This window comes from Pseudomonas alkylphenolica, assembly GCF_000746525.1.
GTDB classification, from domain to species: Bacteria; Pseudomonadota; Gammaproteobacteria; order Pseudomonadales; family Pseudomonadaceae; genus Aquipseudomonas; species Aquipseudomonas alkylphenolica.
The window spans coordinates 3106997-3125909 of the sequence record NZ_CP009048.1 but is presented as its reverse complement, the minus strand read 5'-3'; the positions used below and the strand labels follow the sequence as shown (position 1 = coordinate 3125909).

At 60.7% G+C, this 18913-nt stretch carries 19 protein-coding genes and 1 pseudogene; 14 read left to right on the top strand and 6 right to left on the bottom strand.

Going from position 1 to position 18913, the window contains the following annotated elements; all coding sequences use genetic code 11:
• The first annotated feature begins 4 nt into the window (after positions 1–4).
• From PSAKL28_RS14175 to ureG, 7 genes are read left to right on the top strand one after another with little or no spacing between them, the layout of a single operon-like run.
• Entirely contained in the window at positions 5–307 is a 303-nt protein-coding gene (locus PSAKL28_RS14175; protein WP_038611495.1) for an urease subunit gamma, read from the top strand.
• A gap of 9 nt (positions 308–316) precedes the next feature.
• Positions 317–634 carry an urease subunit beta gene (locus PSAKL28_RS14170; protein WP_038611492.1) on the top strand — a complete coding sequence of 106 codons (318 nt, stop codon included), beginning with the start codon at positions 317–319 and terminating at the stop codon, positions 632–634.
• The gene (gene ureC, locus PSAKL28_RS14165) at positions 631–2334 is read left to right on the top strand and encodes an urease subunit alpha (protein ID WP_038611490.1); all 1704 of its coding nucleotides are present in this window, start codon (positions 631–633) and stop codon (positions 2332–2334) included. Before PSAKL28_RS14170 ends, ureC begins: the two co-directional genes overlap by 4 nt.
• A gap of 10 nt (positions 2335–2344) precedes the next feature.
• Positions 2345–2824, top strand: a complete 480-nt coding sequence (gene ureE / locus PSAKL28_RS14160) for an urease accessory protein UreE (protein ID WP_038611487.1) — start codon at positions 2345–2347, stop codon at positions 2822–2824.
• Positions 2825–2845: 21 nt separating this feature from the next.
• Complete coding sequence (locus PSAKL28_RS14155; protein ID WP_038611484.1) at positions 2846–3391, top strand: HupE/UreJ family protein; 546 nt, start codon at positions 2846–2848, stop codon at positions 3389–3391.
• The gene (locus PSAKL28_RS14150) at positions 3391–4065 is read left to right on the top strand and encodes an urease accessory protein UreF (protein WP_038611482.1); all 675 of its coding nucleotides are present in this window, start codon (positions 3391–3393) and stop codon (positions 4063–4065) included. Before PSAKL28_RS14155 ends, PSAKL28_RS14150 begins: the two co-directional genes overlap by 1 nt.
• Positions 4066–4075: 10 nt before the next feature.
• Positions 4076–4702 carry an urease accessory protein UreG gene (gene ureG, locus PSAKL28_RS14145; RefSeq protein WP_038611480.1) on the top strand — a complete coding sequence of 209 codons (627 nt, stop codon included), beginning with the start codon at positions 4076–4078 and terminating at the stop codon, positions 4700–4702.
• Between the two features lie 47 nt (positions 4703–4749).
• On the opposite strand, the gene PSAKL28_RS14140 is transcribed toward ureG, so the two are convergent.
• Complete coding sequence (locus PSAKL28_RS14140; RefSeq protein WP_051939383.1) at positions 4750–6981, bottom strand: C1 family peptidase; 2232 nt, start codon at positions 6979–6981, stop codon at positions 4750–4752.
• Between the two features lie 90 nt (positions 6982–7071).
• Positions 7072–7398: a cupin domain-containing protein gene (locus PSAKL28_RS14135; protein ID WP_038611478.1), complete on the bottom strand. Its 327-nt coding sequence runs from the start codon at positions 7396–7398 to the stop codon at positions 7072–7074.
• A gap of 72 nt (positions 7399–7470) precedes the next feature.
• Here PSAKL28_RS14135 and PSAKL28_RS14130 point away from each other — a divergent pair, with 72 nt between their 5' ends.
• The 5 genes from PSAKL28_RS14130 (at position 7471) to chrA (ending at position 14759) form a co-directional block, all read left to right on the top strand.
• Complete coding sequence (locus PSAKL28_RS14130) at positions 7471–9375, top strand: M14 family metallopeptidase (RefSeq protein WP_051939381.1); 1905 nt, start codon at positions 7471–7473, stop codon at positions 9373–9375.
• Between the two features lie 73 nt (positions 9376–9448).
• Complete coding sequence (locus PSAKL28_RS14125) at positions 9449–10492, top strand: helix-turn-helix transcriptional regulator (RefSeq protein WP_371261975.1); 1044 nt, start codon at positions 9449–9451, stop codon at positions 10490–10492.
• Positions 10493–10510: 18 nt separating this feature from the next.
• The gene (locus PSAKL28_RS14120) at positions 10511–12253 is read left to right on the top strand and encodes an amidohydrolase (RefSeq protein ID WP_038611476.1); all 1743 of its coding nucleotides are present in this window, start codon (positions 10511–10513) and stop codon (positions 12251–12253) included.
• A 96-nt stretch (positions 12254–12349) separates the two neighbouring features.
• Positions 12350–13090, top strand: coding sequence for a TorF family putative porin (locus PSAKL28_RS14115; RefSeq protein ID WP_038611474.1), 741 nt, complete (start codon positions 12350–12352; stop codon positions 13088–13090).
• 481 nt (positions 13091–13571) lie between these two features.
• The gene (gene chrA / locus PSAKL28_RS14110; protein ID WP_038611471.1) at positions 13572–14759 is read left to right on the top strand and encodes a chromate efflux transporter; all 1188 of its coding nucleotides are present in this window, start codon (positions 13572–13574) and stop codon (positions 14757–14759) included.
• Between the two features lie 66 nt (positions 14760–14825).
• On the opposite strand, the gene PSAKL28_RS27680 is transcribed toward chrA, so the two are convergent.
• The 3 genes and pseudogenes from PSAKL28_RS27680 to PSAKL28_RS14095 form a co-directional block, all read right to left on the bottom strand.
• Complete coding sequence (locus tag PSAKL28_RS27680) at positions 14826–16055, bottom strand: ComEC/Rec2 family competence protein (protein ID WP_157687032.1); 1230 nt, start codon at positions 16053–16055, stop codon at positions 14826–14828.
• Between the two features lie 71 nt (positions 16056–16126).
• A complete protein-coding gene (locus PSAKL28_RS14100) occupies positions 16127–16453 on the bottom strand; it encodes a DUF7693 family protein (protein ID WP_038611466.1) in 327 nt (108 codons plus the stop codon).
• A 42-nt stretch (positions 16454–16495) separates the two neighbouring features.
• Positions 16496–16624, bottom strand: a pseudogene (locus PSAKL28_RS14095) (hypothetical protein); the annotation flags it as partial.
• Positions 16625–16747: 123 nt separating this feature from the next.
• On the opposite strand from PSAKL28_RS14095, the gene PSAKL28_RS14090 reads away from it, so the two are divergent.
• A complete protein-coding gene (locus PSAKL28_RS14090) occupies positions 16748–18142 on the top strand; it encodes a pyocin-S2/colicin E7-DNase domain-containing protein (RefSeq protein WP_084589114.1) in 1395 nt (464 codons plus the stop codon).
• Positions 18142–18399: a bacteriocin immunity protein gene (locus PSAKL28_RS14085; RefSeq protein ID WP_038611463.1), complete on the top strand. Its 258-nt coding sequence runs from the start codon at positions 18142–18144 to the stop codon at positions 18397–18399. Before PSAKL28_RS14090 ends, PSAKL28_RS14085 begins: the two co-directional genes overlap by 1 nt.
• A gap of 118 nt (positions 18400–18517) precedes the next feature.
• Here the strand turns inward: PSAKL28_RS14085 and PSAKL28_RS14080 are convergent, their stop codons facing one another.
• Positions 18518–18904, bottom strand: a complete 387-nt coding sequence (locus tag PSAKL28_RS14080) for a hypothetical protein (RefSeq protein WP_038611460.1) — start codon at positions 18902–18904, stop codon at positions 18518–18520.
• Between the last annotated feature and the right edge of the window lie 9 nt (positions 18905–18913).

The window sequence follows — 18913 nt, the reverse complement described above, 5'->3', positions numbered from 1 at the left end:
CGTAATGGAGCTGACCCCGAGAGAGAAAGACAAACTGCTGCTGTTCACCGCCGCACTGCTTGCCGAGCGCCGCTTGGCCCGTGGCCTGAAGCTCAACTACCCGGAAGCGGTCGCGCTGATCAGCGCCACGGTGATGGAGGGCGCGCGTGATGGACGCACGGTCGCCGAGCTGATGAACCTGGGCCGTGAAGTGCTCAGCCGCGAGCAGGTGATGGACGGCGTGAGCGAAATGATTCCCGACGTGCAGGTCGAAGCGACGTTTCCCGACGGCACCAAGCTGGTGACCGTGCACGACCCGATTGTCTAGGAGCCCAGGATGATTCCCGGAGAAGTACAGGTCGCCGAGGGCGACATCGAACTCAATGCCGGCTGCCCGCGCCTCAGTGTCACGGTGGCCAACCATGGCGACCGGCCGGTGCAGGTCGGCTCGCATTATCACTTCTATGAGGTCAACAACGCCCTGGTGTTTGAGCGTGAGCCCACCCGCGGCATGCGCCTGGACATCGCCGCCGGCACTGCCGTGCGCTTCGAACCGGGCCAGGCGCGCACCGTGACCCTGGTGCCGTATGCCGGCAAGCGCGAGGTCTATGGCTTCCAGGGGCGGGTGATGGGCAAGCTGGAGGCGCAAGGATGAGCCGGATTTCCCGCAGGGCCTACGCCGACATGTTCGGCCCCACCGTCGGCGACCGGGTGCGCCTGGCCGACACCGAGTTGTGGGTCGAGGTGGAAAAGGACTTCACGATCTACGGCGAAGAGGTCAAGTTCGGTGGCGGCAAGGTGATCCGCGACGGCATGGGCCAGGGCCAGATGCACGCCGCCGAGGCCATGGACCTGGTGCTGACCAACGCGCTGATCATCGACCACTGGGGCATCGTCAAGGCGGACATCGGCATCAAGAACGGGCGCATCCATGGCGTCGGCAAAGCCGGTAATCCCGATGTGCAGCCCGGGGTGACCCTGCCTGTCGGCGCGGGCACCGAAGTGATCGCCGCCGAAGGCAAGATCGTCACCGCTGGCGGTATCGACTCGCACATCCACTTCATCTGTCCGCAGCAGGTGGAGGAGGCGCTGACCTCGGGCATCACCACTTTCATCGGTGGCGGCACCGGGCCTGCCACCGGCACCAACGCCACGACCTGCACCTCGGGGCCCTGGTACCTGGCGCGCATGCTCCAGGCGGCCGATGAGCTGCCGATCAACATCGGCCTGCTCGGCAAGGGCAACGCCTCGCAACCACAAGCCTTGCGCGAGCAGATTCATGCCGGCGCCGTGGGCCTCAAACTGCATGAGGACTGGGGCTCGACCCCGGCAGCCATCGACTGTTGCCTGACGGTGGCCGAAGAGCTCGATGTGCAGGTGGCCATTCACACCGACACCCTCAACGAGTCCGGCTGTGTCGAGGACACCCTGGCAGCCATCGGTGACCGCACCATCCATACCTTCCACACCGAAGGGGCGGGCGGCGGCCATGCCCCGGACATCATCCGCGCGGCGTCCTTTGCCAACGTGCTGCCATCGTCGACCAACCCGACCTTGCCCTACACCATCAACACCGTGGATGAGCACCTGGACATGCTCATGGTCTGCCACCACCTGGCCCCGAGCATTGCCGAAGACGTGGCCTTCGCCGAATCGCGCATTCGCCGCGAAACCATCGCCGCCGAAGACATCCTGCATGACATCGGTGCGTTCTCCATGACCTCATCCGACTCGCAGGCCATGGGCCGGGTCGGTGAAGTGGTGCTGCGCACCTGGCAGGTCGCCGACCAGATGAAGCGCCGCCGTGGCCCGCTGGCGCCAGACAGCAGCTACAGCGACAACTTCCGGGTCAAGCGCTACATCGCCAAATACACCATCAATCCGGCGCTGACCCATGGCATCGCCCATGAAGTGGGTTCGGTGGAGGCCGGCAAACTGGCCGACCTGGTGCTCTGGGCCCCAGCCTTTTTCGGGGTCAAGCCAGCGTTGGTGATCAAGGGCGGGATGATCGCCATGGCACCGATGGGCGATATCAACGGCTCGATCCCGACCCCGCAGCCGGTGCATTACCGGCCGATGTTCGGTGCCCTGGGCGCTGCGCGCAATGCCACGCGCATGACTTTCCTGTCGCAGTCGGCGCATGAACGCGGCGTCCATCAACAGTTAGGTTTGCGCAGCCTGATCGGCGTGGTCGATGGCTGTCGCACGGTGCGCAAGGGCGACATGGTGCATAACGGCCTGCTGCCGCTGATCGAAGTGGATTCGCATACCTACGAGGTGCGTGCCAACGGTGAACTGCTGGTGTGTGAACCGGCCACGGTGCTGCCGATGGCGCAACGTTATTTTCTGTTCTGAAGGAGCGAGCATGATTGTCTTCACGCGTCGGCTGAATGAGGCCGAGGAGGTAAGCACCACGGTGACCCTCACCCTGGACACCCGGATCAAGAGCCGGGTACGCGTCACCCTCGACGACGGTCGCGAGGCCGGCCTGATGCTTGAACGCGGCCAGTTGTTGCGCGGCGGTGAGCTGTTGGGTGATGAGCTGGGGGCTGAAGTTGTTCGCGTGGTGGCGGCGGCCGAGCAGGTTTCCACCGTGTGCTGCGATGACCCACTGCTGTTGGCGCGCGCCAGCTATCACCTGGGCAATCGCCATGTGCCGTTGCAGATCGAAGGCGGCTTTTTGCGCTATCAGCACGACCACGTACTTGATGAGATGGTTCGCGGCCTGGGCTTGCAGGTGGCGGTGGAGCAAGCGCCGTTCGAGCCTGAAGCCGGTGCCTACCAGAGCGCGCCGCATAGCCATGTGCATAGCGACCATCTCTTTGTACGTGTGGCACAGCACTGATTTTTGATAAGGAGCATCACCATGAAAAACACCCTGGCCCTCGCTTTGTTGCTGGTTGCCGTACCGGCTTTCGCTCACCCCGGGCACGATGCCAATCCGCTGCAGGATGGTCTGCTGCATCCGCTGACCGGCCTTGATCACCTGTTGATGCTGCTCGGTACCGGTGTCCTCGCGGCCTTGACCGGGCGCACCCTGGCGCTGCCGCTGCTGACCCTCTGCGCCATGTTCGGCGGTGCGCTGCTCGGACATCTGTTCGGCGGCGTAATCGGTATGGAACAGATGATCATCGGCTCGCTGTTGGTCGCCGCTGCAGCCTTGTTGTTGCCTGGTCGGCAACTGATGCTGGCCTTGGCCATGCCGCTGTTCGCGCTGTTCCACGGTTGGGCCCATGGTGTTGAAGCCAGCCCCGGCGCGTTCTGGATGTTCAGCGCAGGCTTTGTCACGGTCAGCGGCCTGTTGCTGCTGGCAGGCTTTACCGCAGGCTGCCTGCTGCGCCGGCACCGAGGCCTGCAAAAAGCCTTCGGCGGCGGCCTGCTGGCAGGCGCTGCAGTGGTGCTGGCCGGTTGATGAGCAGCGATCTCAAGCTGCTGCGCCTGCTGCAGCTGGCCAGCCCGAACCTGCCGGTGGGTGGTTTCACCTACTCACAGGGGCTGGAATGGGCGGTGGAAGCCGGCTGGGTGCAAGGCGCCGAAGGCTTTCGCAACTGGCAACGCCAGCAACTGGAGGACACTCTCGGTTACCTCGACTGGCCATTGTTGGCGCGCCTGTACCAGGCGTGCCGCGACGATGATGCCGAGGCGTTCGCGCGCTGGAGCCAGTTCTTGCTGGCCAATCGCGAAACCGCCGAGCTGCGCCTGGAAGAACGCCAGCGAGGCATGGCACTGGCGCGGCTGCTGGACGGCTGGCAGTTGTGCCAGGCGCCTGAGTGGCGAGCCCGTCTGGGTTTGAGTCAGTTGGGCGGTATGGCCTGGCTAGGCGTGCATTGGGATATCCCGCTGCGCGATCTGGCGCTGGGCCATGGTTTCGCCTGGCTCGAAGGCGCAGTGATGGCCGGGGTCAAGCTGGTGCCTTTTGGTCAGCAGGCGGCCCAGAGTCTGTTGCGCGACCTGTGTGAAGCACTGCCCGAGGTGCTGCAACGTGCCCTGCAACTGCCCGACGAGCAGTTGGGCGGTGGCTTGCCGCTGCTGGCGATTGCCTCGGCCCGTCACGAAACCCAATACACCCGATTATTCCGATCCTGAGGAACGCTCCATGCAAAGCTATCAGCAACCCCTGCGCGTCGGTGTCGGCGGCCCGGTCGGCTCCGGCAAGACCGCGCTGCTCGAAGCCCTGTGCAAGGCCATGCGCGATCACTATGAAATCGCCGTGGTGACCAACGACATCTACACCAAGGAAGACCAGCGCATCCTCACCGAAGCCGGGGCCCTGGCCCCCGAGCGCATCGTCGGTGTGGAAACCGGCGGCTGCCCGCACACCGCCATACGCGAAGACGCCTCGATGAACCTGGCGGCGGTGGAGGATCTGGCGCGCAAGTTCGGTAGCCTCGAAGTGATCTTTGTCGAGAGCGGCGGCGATAACCTCAGCGCCACCTTCAGCCCCGAGCTGGCCGACCTGACGGTCTATGTGATTGATGTGGCCGAAGGCGAGAAAATCCCGCGCAAGGGCGGACCGGGGATCACCAAGTCGGATTTTCTGGTGATCAACAAGATTGACCTGGCACCCTATGTGGGAGCGTCACTGGAGGTGATGGAGAAGGACACCCAGCGCATGCGTCCCGAGCGGCCCTGGGCGTTTACCAACCTCAAGACCGGGCAGGGTTTGCAGCGGGTGATCGATTTCATTGTCGAGCGTGGAATGCTCAAGGCTACTCAAGGTTAAGTAGCGCGGCGGTGGGGCCATGTCGATGGCCCCGTTCCTGCCTTCTGTCAATAATCAAGCCACTCAATCGGTCCGATGAGCTGTTTGTTGAGGATGCGCATCAGCACAAAGGTGAGCACCTCAATGTTGTTGTCGAAAGAACCATGGGTCGAGGGTATCTGCTGACCATCCCGGGTGTTGCGCACCCAGGGTTTAGGCCAGATGCGCAAGCGATCAGGCTTCGTCGGCCAGTTGGCCAGCCACCGTTGAATCGCCGGCAGCGTACTGGCGTCCCATTGGTCCTTGTCGTTGGCATACTTCGCATCCAGGGCCCGGGCCATGCCCAGCAGGGGCTGCTTGCGCACATCTTCCAGCGCCCGCGACACCAGATAGAGCAGCGACTTGCCATACGCGGGAAAGTCGGGGGTCGGCAGGCCATCGGCCTTTTCATCGTCATCGCTCAGGACATCGAGCCAGAGCTGCTCCAGGCTGAGTACGCCGTTGGCATGTGCGTTGAGGTAATGCTTGAGCGCAAAGTCACTTGAGCAGGCGGCGGCAAACAACTCGCAGCTCTGCACTTTCAGTAGCGGTTGCTCGGTGGTTTTACCGAGCAGGTCCAGCAGATGGCCGAGCAGAATCGAGCCGGCAGAGTGGCCGAGCAAATGCAGCTCCAGTTTGCCACCTTGGCTTTGCAGGTCCCCAGCGAGCGATTTCAGGGACTTGCTCAGCAGGTCGAGCCCGTGTCCAGGCAGGCTGCTGTCACGGGCATTGCTGCGCATCTGCGACCAGATGCCGGTACCCAATACATGGCCGAGCGCTTCTACGGCGCGGTCCCTGGCGTCGCCGAGGGTGTCGTCCAGGCCGCTGACCCGCAGGTCCAGGGGACCAAAAAGCTTGTGCAGCCAATCCTCTGCCATATTGGCCAGCGTCTCTCCCGGCCCGGTTTTCCAGGTCATGAACAAGGGGTAGATACCGTTGGCCAGGAAGTAGGGCGCCAATACCCGGATACGCTGAATCGACTCGTCTTCGGCGTTCAGCCCGCCGTGGGCGTAGAGCACCAGCCGCAGGGTCTTTTTCTGCGACTGTGTCTGCAGCCAGGCCAGCGGCCGATCATGCACCACCTCTTGCACCAGGCCGGCGCGATCCAGCGGACTACGGGTGAAATCCGTAGGCACGATCTCGCCATCATTGCCGGTGACCAGGGTCAGTTCGTAGGCACGGGGTGTGCTGATCGGCTGATAACGCGGTTCATTGAAGGGGTGGTCGAAAGGCCACGGGTCGTCAACCGGATTGGCCGGCACCCGCGCCGAGCGATCAAGCCCGGTCAGCGAACGCCCCGAGCCGACGCGAAAGGCCGAGGACACCTGATTGAGCAAATCGACCTTGCCGGGTTTGAGTTTGCCCGGGTCTGAAAGCTGCAGCGGCACACCCAGTGCGCAGGCCCAGGCGTCCGTGCCGTGGACTACCCAGTCTTCATAGGGCAGCACGGCGAAACCCGAACGTCCCCAGCGGGTCCCCCAGGAATTCTGCACTACGAATCCGCGGTGGTCGTAGCCAACGATGGCGAACGCGTGCCCGCCGAGCGAACCTGGCGATTGTGGCGGCGGGATCACGGGCAGGCTGTCGAGATTTTTTGGCAAGGCCGTCGCCCGCTTGTGCATGAGGGTTTCCCAGCCGTCATGCACGCTGGCTGAAACGTAGACCGCGCCAATGTTCAGAATCGCCGCTTGCAGGTCCACCACGGCGTTGCGGTTGATTCGGTAGTAAACCCCCAGAGGCCTTGTGGCCGCGTCGGCATCCCAGCGGGGTCGGGGGCGGATGAAGCCCTTGGTGGAAAACGGCCAGTGTTGCTCGCTGCACACGCCGTGCTTGTGCCAGCCTTTGAGGGCGCCGCGGCAACTGGAGCCTTGATAGTCGTCACCAGGCCATTCATCGTAGCGACGCGCCAGTTCGTAGAGCATGCGCGGGCTGACCGCTTCGAAGGCACTCGCGCTGCCTAGCGCCAGGTGCTGGAGCCAGAGCAGGTAATTGACCACGCAGGCCAAGCCGAATCCGGTACAGGCGCCTTCGCTGCCTTGATCTAGCACCAGCCCTTGGGCGACGTAACTCTTGAGGTATTTCGCCAGGTCAGCCTGTGCCGGCGAACACGGCGGCAGAGAGCGCAACGGTGGCAGGTACGGCAGGTCGCGAAAGTCCAGGCGATCGGGGCGGGCGTCGAACAACCGGCCTGCGATCGGGGTGCGGTTGATGGCGGGCTTGGCTTTGGGGAGCTTGACGGCGCCGGCTTTGGTTTTGCTCATGCGCTTCTCCTTGAAGAGGCTTTTGATGGCTAGCAGGGATTAGCGTAGCCCCGGCAGCCGATCGCGGGGCAAGCCCGCTCCCACCGGAATTCAACCCTCACCAAAATGCACCGCCAGCCACACCGTCGCTTGCTGGCTATCGGTCCATTCGACCCGGTGTTTGCAATGCGCCGGAATCTCGACAAAGTCACCGGGCTTCAACACCCGCTCAGCGCTTTCATGTTCAAGCCGCAGCCCGGCCGAGCCACTCAGTACCAGCACCCATTCCCCCTGCGGCTGGTCGTACCAGAAACCTGCAGGGCTCGCCTGGCCATGGGAGACGATGCGTTCTATACGCAAGCCTGGGCGGGCCAGCAATTGATCGAAGTGTTCCTGCGTGGCGGCGGCGGGAAGGGGATTGAACAGGTTGTTGAACATCGCTGCATGACCCTCGTCTGGCATCTCATTGTGGTTTAAGGTGACGTCTGCCACTCATGATAGGGAATCATCATGAAACACCCGCTTTTGCAGCCCCTGTGTGTCGCGATGCTGATGAGCACTTGCCTGCCTGCCTTGGCCGCATTGCCCGGTGCGCCGTCCTACATCGATGATAGCGGCTACCCGGCGGCGGCCAAGCAGCGCATCCTGCCGCCGATGTTCGAGCAGACCCTGGCCAGCACCCGCTATATCGCCAAGGCGGACAACCCGCTGATCACCCAGGCCGAAGCCAGCGGCTTCACCCAGACCAGCGATTACCAACAGACGCGCGATTACCTGAGCAAGCTGGTTGCGGCGTCCGGGGGCAGTATCGTGCTTCACGATTTGCCGGAGAAAAGCGCCGAAGGCCACCCGATGGTCATGGCCATTGCCTCGCTGGAAGTCGACAAGTCGCCGGCTGGCTTGAACGAGTCGGGCAAGCCGACAATCTTCGTCGAGGCTGAGATTCATCCCGGCGAGGCCAACGGCAAAGACGCCATGTTCATGCTGCTGCGCGACATGACCACCGGCGACAAGCCACTGGCCAGCGTGCTGGAGAAGGTCAACATTCTCTTCATTCCCACCGTCAACATCGATGGCGACCTGCGTCGCAGCGCCTACGGGCGGATCAACCAGAACGGTCCGCAGGAGAGCGGTTGGCGGGTCAACGGCCTGAACTACAACCTCAACCGTGACTTCACCAAGCTCGACAGCGCCGAGATCCGCAACGTCGCCTGGGTATTCAACACCTACGACCTGAGCTTCTTCGCCGACACCCATTCCACCGATGGCGCCATGTACCCCTACGACAGCTCCTATTGCCACAACGGCAATGGCTGGTCGCCAGCCAGCAGCGCGTGGATGGATAACGTCATGCGTGCGCCGGTATACAAGGCGCTGGAGGCCGACGGCCATGTGGTGCATGAGTGCATCAGCCTCAACGACAACCAGGACCCGAGCCAGGGCTACTACCCGTACCGCACTGACTACGCGCGGTTTTCCAACCAGTACGGTGACATTCGCAACGTCCCCTCGATTCTCATCGAGCAGCACGCCTTGCATCCCTACCAAACCCAGGTACTGGGTAACTATGTGATGCTCAAAAGCATGTTCCAGGTGATTGGCGAGCAATCGGTATCGCTCACGGAAGCCATCCGCCAAGACCGTGAGCGGCTGGAGAGCCAGCAGGAGGTGATCCTCAGCTGGAAGCCGGGCAAGGCCCAGACCACCCCGTTCAGTGTCGGCGACTACCGTTATGAACAGTCACCGATCACCGGTGCCAAGACCATTGTCTGGAGCAACAAACCCAAGCAACTGACCGTTCCGGTGACCGGTAACACCGAGCCGGACCTGGTGACCAAGCGTCCACAGCAGTACGTCGTGCCCGGCCAGTGGCGCGAGGTCATCGCCCGGCTCAAGGCCCACGGCATCCAGATGACCACCCTGGACAAACCCAAGGCGATAGCGGTCACCCTGTACCGCATGGACGAGGTCAAGGTGGCGGGCGGATTCGAGCCTGATCGAGCGCAAGCCAACCAGATCCCTGGCTACGAAGGACGCCTGCTGGTCAGCGGGGTAGCCAAGCCATTCGAACGGTTGCAGACCTTCCCGGCAGGTTCGATGGTGATCGACCTTGATCAACCGTTGGGTGTGCTGGCGGTCAATTTGCTGTATCCCGAAAGCCCTGATTCGTTCTGGGCCTGGGGGTTCTTCAACTCGACCCTAGTGGTGGCGGAAGAGCCTGAGGAATACGTGATGGAGCCCATGGCGCGCAAGATGCTCGCCGAGAGTCCTGAACTGAAGGCCGAGTTCGACAAGAAGCTCAAGGCCGACAAGACCTTTGCCGCCAGCCCCAGCGCGCGCTTGCAATGGTTTTACCAGCGCACGCCGTTCTATGACGTGAATGCCTTTGTTTATCCGGTCGGGGCGGTGTTCTGAGGAGCATCGCGGGGCATAACCAGTAAGAGAGGGAACAATGGTGGCGGTTGAAGTAAATGGACCACAGCTGTCGATGGCAACGCTCGAAGCGTTCAATCAGTGTGTTCTGCAGCTGGCCAGCCTGGCCCGTGAGCAAGGCAGCTCGCATTTCATCGCCGATGGCTTGCAGGCTTTCCGCCAACTGGTGCCATTTGCCTCGGCCTGGTGGGGGGAAATGTCTGCGAGCGTTTCCAGTGCGCCACTGCAAAGCTGGATGCACGGGCGCATCGACCTGCCGGCATCCTTTGCTACCGAGTGGCGCCACGTCGCAGGCCTGGACAGCTTCGCCCACGACACCCTGGCCAAGCCGGGCAGGGTGATTCGCGACAGCGAGTTCACCGATCCGGTCGAGGCGGTCAACGACTTTGCCCGCCGCTACGACCTCTATCACCTGATGTGCATCACCTTCGAACTGCCGGAGAGCGGTCTGAGCTTTTTCGTCTGCTTGTACCGGGGCGAGGAAGAGCAAGCGTTCAACGCCAGTGAGGAGGGGCTGTTTGCCGCCTTCTGCGCCCACCTGCTGCAATTGTGGCGTTTCCAGGTACAGGACATGATCCGCCTCGACACCGGCAACGGCGCCAGCGATTTCGGTGTCGCCCGTCTGGATGGCAGCCTGCTGTATGTCGGGGCACGGCTGTGCGCGGCGATACAGCGTGAGGTGCCGGGCTGGAGCGGCTCGGTGTTGCCGGCCGAAGTCACCGCGCAGTTGCACCAGGTGCCCTGTGTGATGCGCCTGGGGCGCTGTGCGCTAACCCTGAGCCCCAACGCCGAACATGTAATCCTGTCACTTGAAGCACCGCATCCTGGCGTTGTGCTTGCGCCCCGTGAACGCACGGCGGCGATGTTGTTCGCCGCTGGCCATTCCTACAAGGAAATCGCCCGGATGCTGTCGCTGAGCCCGGCCACGGTGCGTACCTACCTGCGCAATTGCTATGCGCAACTGGGGGTCAAGAGCAAGGTGGAGCTGGGCTCGGCCTTGCGTTCGGCAGCACCGGTGGTGGAAAAATCGTCTGACCCTCCTCATTTGCGGAGGTCCGTTCTTTTGTCGCGCGCTATAGGGTGTGCCCAGAGCCGATAAAAACAAGAGAGCGTTCCGATGCAACGAGTGATCCCCAACCTGTTGGCCGCGACCCTGGCCTTCTCTTCCTGGCAGGCCATGGCCGCCGCTGACCTCGTGTTGGTCAACGGCAAGGTATACACCGCCGAGCCCGGCCAGGCCCTGATGCAAGCGGTGGCGGTCAAGGATGGCAAGATTGTGCAAGTGGGCACTGACGCGCAGATCAATGCGCTGGCCGATGCCCACACGCAACGCATCGACCTGGCCGGCAAGGTGCTGATGCCGGGCATGATCGATACCCACAGTCATCCGGTAGCGGGCGCCTTCGCCACGCTGGGGGCTAACCTTGAGGATCAGGTCAAACCGCTGGCGGAACTGGAGCAATGGATACTTGCCGAGGTCAAGGAGGGGCGCGGGCGTGCCGCTGATGTCATCAGTATCGCCAACGTGAGTTCGGCCTATTGGGAGAAAAGTCGCGAGCTGGGCCAGCTGTTCAACCAGGGCCGCTGGGCGGATCAGCCGTTGGTGCTCAACGGCATCGATGGCCACACCGGCTGGGCCAACAACGCCATGCTCAAGCGGCTGAAGATTGACGCCGCACGGGTCAAGGGCATGTCAGAACAAGACCGCAGCTATGTCGGTCACGAGGCTGACTTCACGCCGAACGGCTATTTTTCCGAATCGCAATGGGACCAGGTGCGCAGCCAGATTCCTGCCGCCAGTGAAGAGGTCATGCTCAAGGCCGCCCGTGAAGCGGTGCGGATCAACAATCAGTACGGTGTGACCGCCTGGATGGACGCCGCCGCCAACGCTGGCAGTGACGATTCGCTGTTTGATTTCAAAGCCACCGAGCAGAGCTACGGCGTCCTGCCGCTTTATCGCACGCTGGCCGAGAAGGGCGAGCTTAGCGCGCATGTTGCCGCCTTGATGATTGCCAACCCCAAGAGCCGGCCAGCGGACCTTGAGGTATTGGCCAGCGTGATGAACAAGTTTCAGGGCGTGCCCAACTTGAGCTTTCCGGGGATCAAGGTCTTCGTTGACGGTGTGCTGGAGTATCCCGGGCAGACTGCCGCGGTGCTTGCGCCCTACAAGAACAGCCAGAAAAACGGCCAGTTGCTGATCGAGCCCGAACACTTTGGAGAACTGGTGGCTGCGGCGGAACAGCGCGACTGGATCGTGCATATGCACGCCGTTGGCGACCGGGCGGTGCGCGAGTCACTGAACGGTGTCGAGTACGCGCGCAAGCTCAACAGCAGCGCCAAGGCGCACAGCATCAGTCATCTGCAACTGGTCGACCCCAAGGACTTCCCACGTTTCAAGCAACTGGGGGTGATCGCCTCGATGCAGCTGCTTTGGGCCACAGGGGAGAGCTACACCGTGGAGCTGGTCAAACCCTACATCAGTGCATCGGCGTACAGCTATCAGTACCCGGCCAACTCCCTGCAACACGCCGGGGCAATGATTGCCGGCGCCAGCGACTGGCCAGTGTCCAGCCCCAACCCGTGGAATGCCATTGCCCAGGCGATTACCCGCAAGGGGCCGTTGGGGGTGCTCAACGCCAAGGAAAGTGTCGACCGTCAGGTCATGTTCCAGGCCTATACCCTCAATGCCGCCAAGACCCTGCGCCTGGACCAGCAGATCGGCTCATTGGCGCCCGGCAAGCAGGCTGACCTGATCGTCCTCGATCGGGATGTGTTCAAGGTCAGCAACGATGAGTTGTTCGACACTCAAGTGCTGAAGACTTTCTTCGCCGGCAAACAGGTCTACGCCCCCGCGTCCTGACCGCTCTCTCTGACGAAGCCTGGTTCCTTGCACCGCGAGGGGCCCGGTTTCGCCTGCACGAATCTACCCGCACATCGATAACAACAAGGGTTTTGTATGAACGCACGTGCCATTTTTTCCCTCGCCAGCTTGTTGCTGGCCCCTTTGAGCAGTCAGGCGCTGACGCTGAGCGAAGACTTTTCCCTGGAGCTGGAACTCACCGCTGCCAGCGACTATCGCAGCCGGGGTGTTTCGCAAACCCTTGGCGATCCGGCCCTGCAGGGCGGCGCTACGCTGATCCACAGCAGCGGTTTGTATCTGGGCAGCTGGACGTCCAACGTCGATTTCGGCGACGACTTCAAGACCCGTCAGGAGCTGGAGTACTACGCGGGTTGGTACTGGCAGGCGAGCGATGCCATCAGCCTTGATCTGGGCTACATCAAATATGATTACCCCAAGGAAGGCCAATTCAACCTGAGTGAGGTGTACGCCATCCTCGATCTTTACGGGGTGCAACTGGGCGCCTACTACTCCAATGACACGCCGAACGTCTTTGGTGAGGATCAGGACACGCTCTACACCTACCTCGGCTATACCTTTGCGCTGCCGGGCGAAGTAGGGCTGGCGTTGCGGGCAGGGCGCAACGATGTGAAAGATCCGGCGTTCTGGTCGGCCACTGGTGATGACCGTAAGGCTTATTACGAGTGGGAGGCGAAGCTTAGCCGTGAGTTTGTCGGGGTTACCTGGGGGGTGAGCTATGTCGACACTGATCTGTCGAAAAGCGAGTGCTTTGGGTGGTATGGGTATGATGATTTGTGCTCGGCGACGGTGGTGGTCAGTGCCAGCAAGACGTTTTGATGGCTGTTGGGGGATCTGTGGGAGCGGGCTTGACCCGCGATGAGGCCTTCGATTGCCCCGCATTTTTTGAACATATCCATTGGCGACGGTGGCGCTGAGTCACCTTTCCGCCCTTACGGCGGCTTACTTTGGCAGACGCCCCAAAGTAAGCAAAGGTCTCGCCCCACCAGGGGCCCTACGCTGCGCTCCGGGTTCCCTCCTTCCGGTGTCGCTACGGGGCATTGCGAGCTACGAGTTGCAAGCAACTCTACGCTTCGCAACTTCGGCTAACGCCGAAGGCGCTGCGCGCTAGCCCCTCCACGACACCTCCACTCGGCCCTACTGGTTAACGGGGCCGGTGGATCAAGATCACAAGCAGATCAAAAGCAGATCAAGATCAAGATCAAGGGCACAATTCGCTTCGCTCTTGCTGTTCGTGAGCGACGGCAATAGCGGCTTTAATCATGTATTGTTCCAAACTACTGCTTTCAGAAGACTGTTCATGCCCCTCAACCACGATCGCAGCCCTTTGCAGGTCTTTCTGGTTTTCCTGCGCCTGGGTTTGACCTCTTTTGGTGGGCCGGTTGCCCATCTTGGCTACTTTCGCGATGAGTTCGTCTGCCGTCGCGGCTGGTTGAGTGAGCGCAGTTATGCCGATCTGGTGACGCTCTGCCAGTTTCTGCCCGGCCCGGCCAGCAGTCAGGTCGGTATCGCGCTGGGGCTGGCGCGCGCGGGTTACCCTGGCGCGCTGGCGGCCTGGCTTGGTTTCACTATGCCTTCGGCCTTGGCACTGATGCTCTTTGCGCTGGGTATCGCTAGCTTCGGTGAGGCCATACCCGCGGGCATTTTGCAGGGGCTGAAAGTGGTGGCGGTGGCGATTGTGGCGCAAGCAGTCTGGGGCATGGCGCGTAACCTTTGTCCGGATGCGCCACGCATATCGCTGATGGCTGTTGCGGCCTGCCTGGTGCTGTTGGTGCCGTCGGCCTGGGCGCAGGTGGGGGTGATTGTCGTGGCCGGCATTGTCGGTTTGTTCATGTTCAAACCGGTACAAACCCTGGAGCACGATCCGCTGTCGATCAGCATCAGCCATCGCGCAGGCGTGTGCTGGCTGACGCTGTTTTTTGTCCTGCTGCTGGGCTTGCCGCTGCTGGCTGAACTCTGGCCCAGCCAGACCTTGAATATGCTGGACGCTTTCTACCGCACAGGCTCGCTGGTGTTTGGCGGCGGCCATGTCATCCTGCCATTGCTCCAGGCTGAGGTCGTGCCCTCGGGCTGGGTCAGCAATGAGACGTTTCTGGCCGGTTACGGCGCTACCCAGGCCATGCCGGGCCCCTTGTTCACGTTCGCGGCTTTTCTCGGTGCATCAATGCACGGGCCGCAGTCCGGCTGGCTCGGCGGTGTGCTGGGACTGATCGCGATCTTTGTGCCGTCGTTCCTGCTGGTATTTGCCGCGCTGCCATTTTGGGAGCAACTGCGGCGTAATGTGCGCATGCAAGCGGCGATGCTGGGCATCAACGCGGCGGTGGTTGGCCTGCTGCTGGCGGCGCTGTATCGACCGGTATGGACCAGCGCCATCTTGCAGCCAATGGACTTCGCCTTGGCACTGGTTGCGCTTGTGGCGTTGATGGCCTGGAAGCTGCCGCCATGGCTGGTGGTGATCGGGTGTGGCGCTGCCGGCTGGTTGCTGTAGGCGCGGGCTTGGCCCGCGATAAGGCCTACAACCCAACTGCCAGATCTGACTCAGCGCTCATCATTTCTAGCAGATAAGTTGAACATATTCGAAGCTCTTGTCTGTTACCAATACCGGAATGGATCTATGACGGTAAATGGTACTGAATACATTACCTGCAGGATGTCCATGACCGTTGGTGGTACCTACCGCGATCGGACAAATTACGGGGTGTTGCAACAATGCGCCGGCATGAAAGCAAGCGCTTGCACCATGATGTGGAATTTGCAGGGTGCCTACATGATCCCAGACACGGGAAAACACCTGCTGTACCGCGACGCTGTTCAGGTCACCGTCACCCGTATAAAGACAGCCAGGCTTATTGAAACTCCAGTGCCAGGGGTATAGCAGCGAAGGGAAATCAATGGTTCGCGGTTCATGGGACTGTGGAGGATGAATGAAATCAGCAAAGCCATTGAACGGTAATACGGGAAGGTGATTCAGATTTCGAGGAGGTGTGCTGGACAGTGCTGAGAATTCGCGTCTTGCCACCCAGTAAGAAATGAGCTTCAGCGATGTTGTCGTCTGCTCCGGGCCAGAGTACACAAAAAGCGAGTTCTGGTTTATGCCACCTGGAAGACCGTTGTAAATTGTTTTGAGTTGAGCGCGATTGTATATCGCTCTGTCCAGGGTGTAACCCGGGTTTGTTCGCAGGCTGGTCGGGTCGTAATGGGCGGCGACCAGTGCTGTTTCCAACGCGTTTCGGCGGGAGGCGCAACGGTGGTTGTGAGGGATGAAGGTCCAGTCATGCCCAGCAGGTGCCGAAGGCAGGCCGATTCTGATACGGGTACCACTGGGCAGTTGCCCGGACGGTGTTTGATCGGTGAATGTAATGGGGTCCCGAGGGTTACCGTCAACGCCATCAGAGGGTTCGATCTGAATGATCCGGGTGTCTGGATCAAAGAACTTCTGCGGATGGTTTATCAAGGTGAGAATGTTGTGGCCCAGCGCACGAAAAAGATTGGTCAGTAATATCCTTTCGTCGTCATGTAGCAGCGGCAGTACCACTTTTTTGATTTTCCTGACATGGTCTTTGAGCACGCTCAACATGCTCACATGGTCTGAATCAAAGTGCGAAATAAAGAGTATATCGATGTCCAGGAGATCCGGATGCTGGACAACATAATCGCGATCCCTGCGGTTACCTCTAACGCCGCAGTCATAAACGATCGTAAAGCTATCGCCGCCGGCGAACAGATGCTGTTCGGTGAAGAATCCCCCTTGGCCGATAGGGTGGAATGTCCTTTTGATTTGCATACGTAACAATCCTTTGTGCAGGTGCTCAACCAGGGGCGGGCAGTCTACGGATCATATCATTTTGATATTGTTCAGGCAGGTTGTGTCACGCATGCGCCTGTGGGTTTCTGCCTCAGAAGTTGCTCGATCTGTGCCATCTCCCAGGTGCTAAGCAGGCTGACCGGGTTGGTGCCATAGCGTTGCCAGGTGTCCAGCGAGCCCTCTCGGCCATCCGGGTGCCTGCAGTGTTCGCAGTGGTGCAGGCGATCACCTTCAAAATCCAGCAGCAGTTGCCAGCCATCGATATCGACCCATCGCTGTCCGTCGAGCTGATGCTGTTGCACAAGCTGCAGGGTGCGCACGCCCATGGCCGCGTCGCGCAATTGTTGGTAGACCTCACGAGAGAGCAGGGTGGGCATCGGTAATAACTCGGTAAATGCAAAGTGTACCGTGGCAGCCCTTCAGGCATCATGCAGCAAATCCTGGGCATCCAGCAGCCGGTAGGCGATCTCCGGCTGACGCTCCAGCGCCCGGCGGATGGCGGCGGGGATGCTCTGCCGGGTCTTGCGGCACAGACCTGGCAGTTCTTCGATCTGGATGTTGAAGCCGCGCACTCTCAGTCAAGATGGCGATAAGCCGTTTATTGACCGCAAACCTAGTATGGTTATTCTACGGCCCTCATAAATGGATTTGACTTGTGCAGAGGACCGATAATGCCCCAGAAACTGTCTGAGGAAAGTGATGAGTCACTCAAACGCCGAGGATTGATACGCTCCAAGGAATGGCCGTACGTCATCGGCATATTGCCCCGCAGCACACCGACTACGACTACCAGATTGCAAAATGCTCTGCACAATCAGCAGGCGCAAGAGGAAGAGATACGCCGATATCAAGCAGCTCAAGAGGCCGACCGTGCTCGACAAGATGAAGGCTATCGCCGATATGAAGAACGCGAAAAAGCCGAACAGTTAAAATCACCTGCTGTCCAGGATTGCACATTTGCCAAATCCATTAGCGTGGTTAGTGGGCAGGTCTGCCATCCCGATGGCCAAGCGCCATTTGAGGGGTTGGGTAATTACGGCACCTACGCCGTGCTCAGCACCAGTGAGGCCATCACCTCGGCCGGTACACCACTTCAACTGATCGGTGGCTCAACGACGGCACTGACCTTGGCTGGACGAGTTGGTGGCTCGTTGTCGCTGGGTTTGTCCGGTTCTGCGGTCAGCGCAGGCGTTGTCGCAGGTGGCATTGCGGGCTCCGTCGCTATGCTCTGGCCCAATACCTTTGCGTCGGACACCGCGTTTTACAGCATCGAGGAGTTCGCCAATCTGGCTGTGGCCAACATCGGTGTACGAGTCAACGTCAAACACCTACCCGGAGAGTCGGTCAGCGCGTTCGGGGTGTACACCGGCAACAACTCCGCGTGGCGAAGTGTCCCAGTGATTGCTGCCACCGTACGCGGTGATCAACTGGTCGCAGATCTGGGCGACGGCGTAGAGCTGATCTGGACACCTGCCGTCGATACCAGCAGGTTGCTAGGTATTCCAGCGCTGGAAGGTGCCCCGCAATTACCTGCGGTGTTTGTCTTTCCCGAAGCCGAACAGGCCGAGCAACGCTATGATCATCCGGCAAACCCACCCGACTTCCGGGACGCCATTATCTGGTTCCCGAGTCAGCCGCAAATCCTGCCGGTCTATATCTCGCTTAATGTGCGTGGTGCGCCGGGCGTGGTCACAGGGGTTGGTCAAGACGTGACGGGGATTTGGCTTGCTGGGGCAGGTGTCGGACTGGGTTCCCCAGTCCCAACGCGCATTGCCGACCAGCTCAGAGGGCTTGAGTTTTCTAGCTTCGATGCGTTCAGGAAGGCGTTTTGGCAGGCCATCGCTGCCGATCCAGAATTGAGCCGACAATTCAAGTCACGCAATCTCTCAGACATGGCGAAAGGTTTTGCCCCGGCGGCACCTAAGAGCGAGCATGTAGGAAAGCGTATCTCCTTCGAGCTGCACCACGTCGAATTGATTAAAGATGGTGGTGCGGTGTACGACGTGGACAACCTGAGAGCGGTTACATCCAAGCACCATATAGACATACATCGAGGGATGAAGTGATGAAGCTGAAGACCAACCTTGCGGATTACACTGAACAGGAGTTCAAGGCCCTGATCAAAGCTATCGACGATTCGGGAACTGAGGAAGAACGAGACGCGTTAGTAGAACATTTTAATAAAGTAGTCCCTCACCCCGCAGGATCGGATCTTCTTTATTATCCAGAAGACGGTACTGATGAGTCACCTGACGGTGTCGTGCAGATAATTCAGGCTTGGTGCTTGGCCAACGGCCTATCGGGCTTTAAGCCGCGCTTTTGATCGCCTGTTTAGGGAGAGGGTCTAGTTTCGCGCCCGCGAAATTCCCCGCCTGGGGTTTTCGGGCAGGCACTGGGTTTAAGCGTGCCACGATAAGTCCTTCAATAGCGTGAATGGCCACTCAAGCATCACGCAGCAAATCCTGGGCATCCAGCAGCCGGTAGGCAATCTGCGGCTGACGCTCCAGCGCCCGGCGAATCGCGGCAGGGATGCTCTGCCGGGTCTTGCGGCACAGGCCTGGTAGTTCTTCGATCTGGATGTTGAAGCCGCGCATGGTCCGCACTTCGTTGTCGCTGGGGCTGATCTGCAGGCGTATGCCGAGGTTCTCAAAGAGCTTGCGCTGCATGTGCTCCAGGTCTGCCAGGCTCTGCAGATTTTCCAGACGCTCGAGCAGGCGCTTTTCTTCCTCGCGGGTCAGCAGCAGGATGCGCATGTCCTGCAGCGTTTCACGGCCGCAATTGCAGGCGCCGGGCGGGCAGGGGGAGCGGGTGGGCAAGGAGGCGTTCATGACCTCCAG

Bases quoted from the DNA above. Each gene is read 5' to 3' on its own strand.
- PSAKL28_RS14175 (WP_038611495.1), top strand. From the start codon at position 5: ATGGAGCTGACCCCGAGAGAGAAAGACAAACTGCTGCTGTTCACCGCC.
- PSAKL28_RS14170 (WP_038611492.1), top strand. From the start codon at position 317: ATGATTCCCGGAGAAGTACAGGTCGCCGAGGGCGACATCGAACTCAAT.
- ureC (WP_038611490.1), top strand. From the start codon at position 631: ATGAGCCGGATTTCCCGCAGGGCCTACGCCGACATGTTCGGCCCCACC.
- ureE (WP_038611487.1), top strand. From the start codon at position 2,345: ATGATTGTCTTCACGCGTCGGCTGAATGAGGCCGAGGAGGTAAGCACC.
- PSAKL28_RS14155 (WP_038611484.1), top strand. From the start codon at position 2,846: ATGAAAAACACCCTGGCCCTCGCTTTGTTGCTGGTTGCCGTACCGGCT.
- PSAKL28_RS14150 (WP_038611482.1), top strand. From the start codon at position 3,391: ATGAGCAGCGATCTCAAGCTGCTGCGCCTGCTGCAGCTGGCCAGCCCG.
- ureG (WP_038611480.1), top strand. From the start codon at position 4,076: ATGCAAAGCTATCAGCAACCCCTGCGCGTCGGTGTCGGCGGCCCGGTC.
- PSAKL28_RS14140 (WP_051939383.1), bottom strand. From the start codon at position 6,981: ATGAGCAAAACCAAAGCCGGCGCCGTCAAGCTCCCCAAAGCCAAGCCC.
- PSAKL28_RS14135 (WP_038611478.1), bottom strand. From the start codon at position 7,398: ATGTTCAACAACCTGTTCAATCCCCTTCCCGCCGCCGCCACGCAGGAA.
- PSAKL28_RS14130 (WP_051939381.1), top strand. From the start codon at position 7,471: ATGAAACACCCGCTTTTGCAGCCCCTGTGTGTCGCGATGCTGATGAGC.
- PSAKL28_RS14125 (WP_371261975.1), top strand. From the start codon at position 9,449: ATGGCAACGCTCGAAGCGTTCAATCAGTGTGTTCTGCAGCTGGCCAGC.
- PSAKL28_RS14120 (WP_038611476.1), top strand. From the start codon at position 10,511: ATGCAACGAGTGATCCCCAACCTGTTGGCCGCGACCCTGGCCTTCTCT.
- PSAKL28_RS14115 (WP_038611474.1), top strand. From the start codon at position 12,350: ATGAACGCACGTGCCATTTTTTCCCTCGCCAGCTTGTTGCTGGCCCCT.
- chrA (WP_038611471.1), top strand. From the start codon at position 13,572: ATGCCCCTCAACCACGATCGCAGCCCTTTGCAGGTCTTTCTGGTTTTC.
- PSAKL28_RS27680 (WP_157687032.1), bottom strand. From the start codon at position 16,055: ATGCAAATCAAAAGGACATTCCACCCTATCGGCCAAGGGGGATTCTTC.
- PSAKL28_RS14100 (WP_038611466.1), bottom strand. From the start codon at position 16,453: ATGCCCACCCTGCTCTCTCGTGAGGTCTACCAACAATTGCGCGACGCG.
- PSAKL28_RS14090 (WP_084589114.1), top strand. From the start codon at position 16,748: ATGCCCCAGAAACTGTCTGAGGAAAGTGATGAGTCACTCAAACGCCGA.
- PSAKL28_RS14085 (WP_038611463.1), top strand. From the start codon at position 18,142: ATGAAGCTGAAGACCAACCTTGCGGATTACACTGAACAGGAGTTCAAG.
- PSAKL28_RS14080 (WP_038611460.1), bottom strand. From the start codon at position 18,904: ATGAACGCCTCCTTGCCCACCCGCTCCCCCTGCCCGCCCGGCGCCTGC.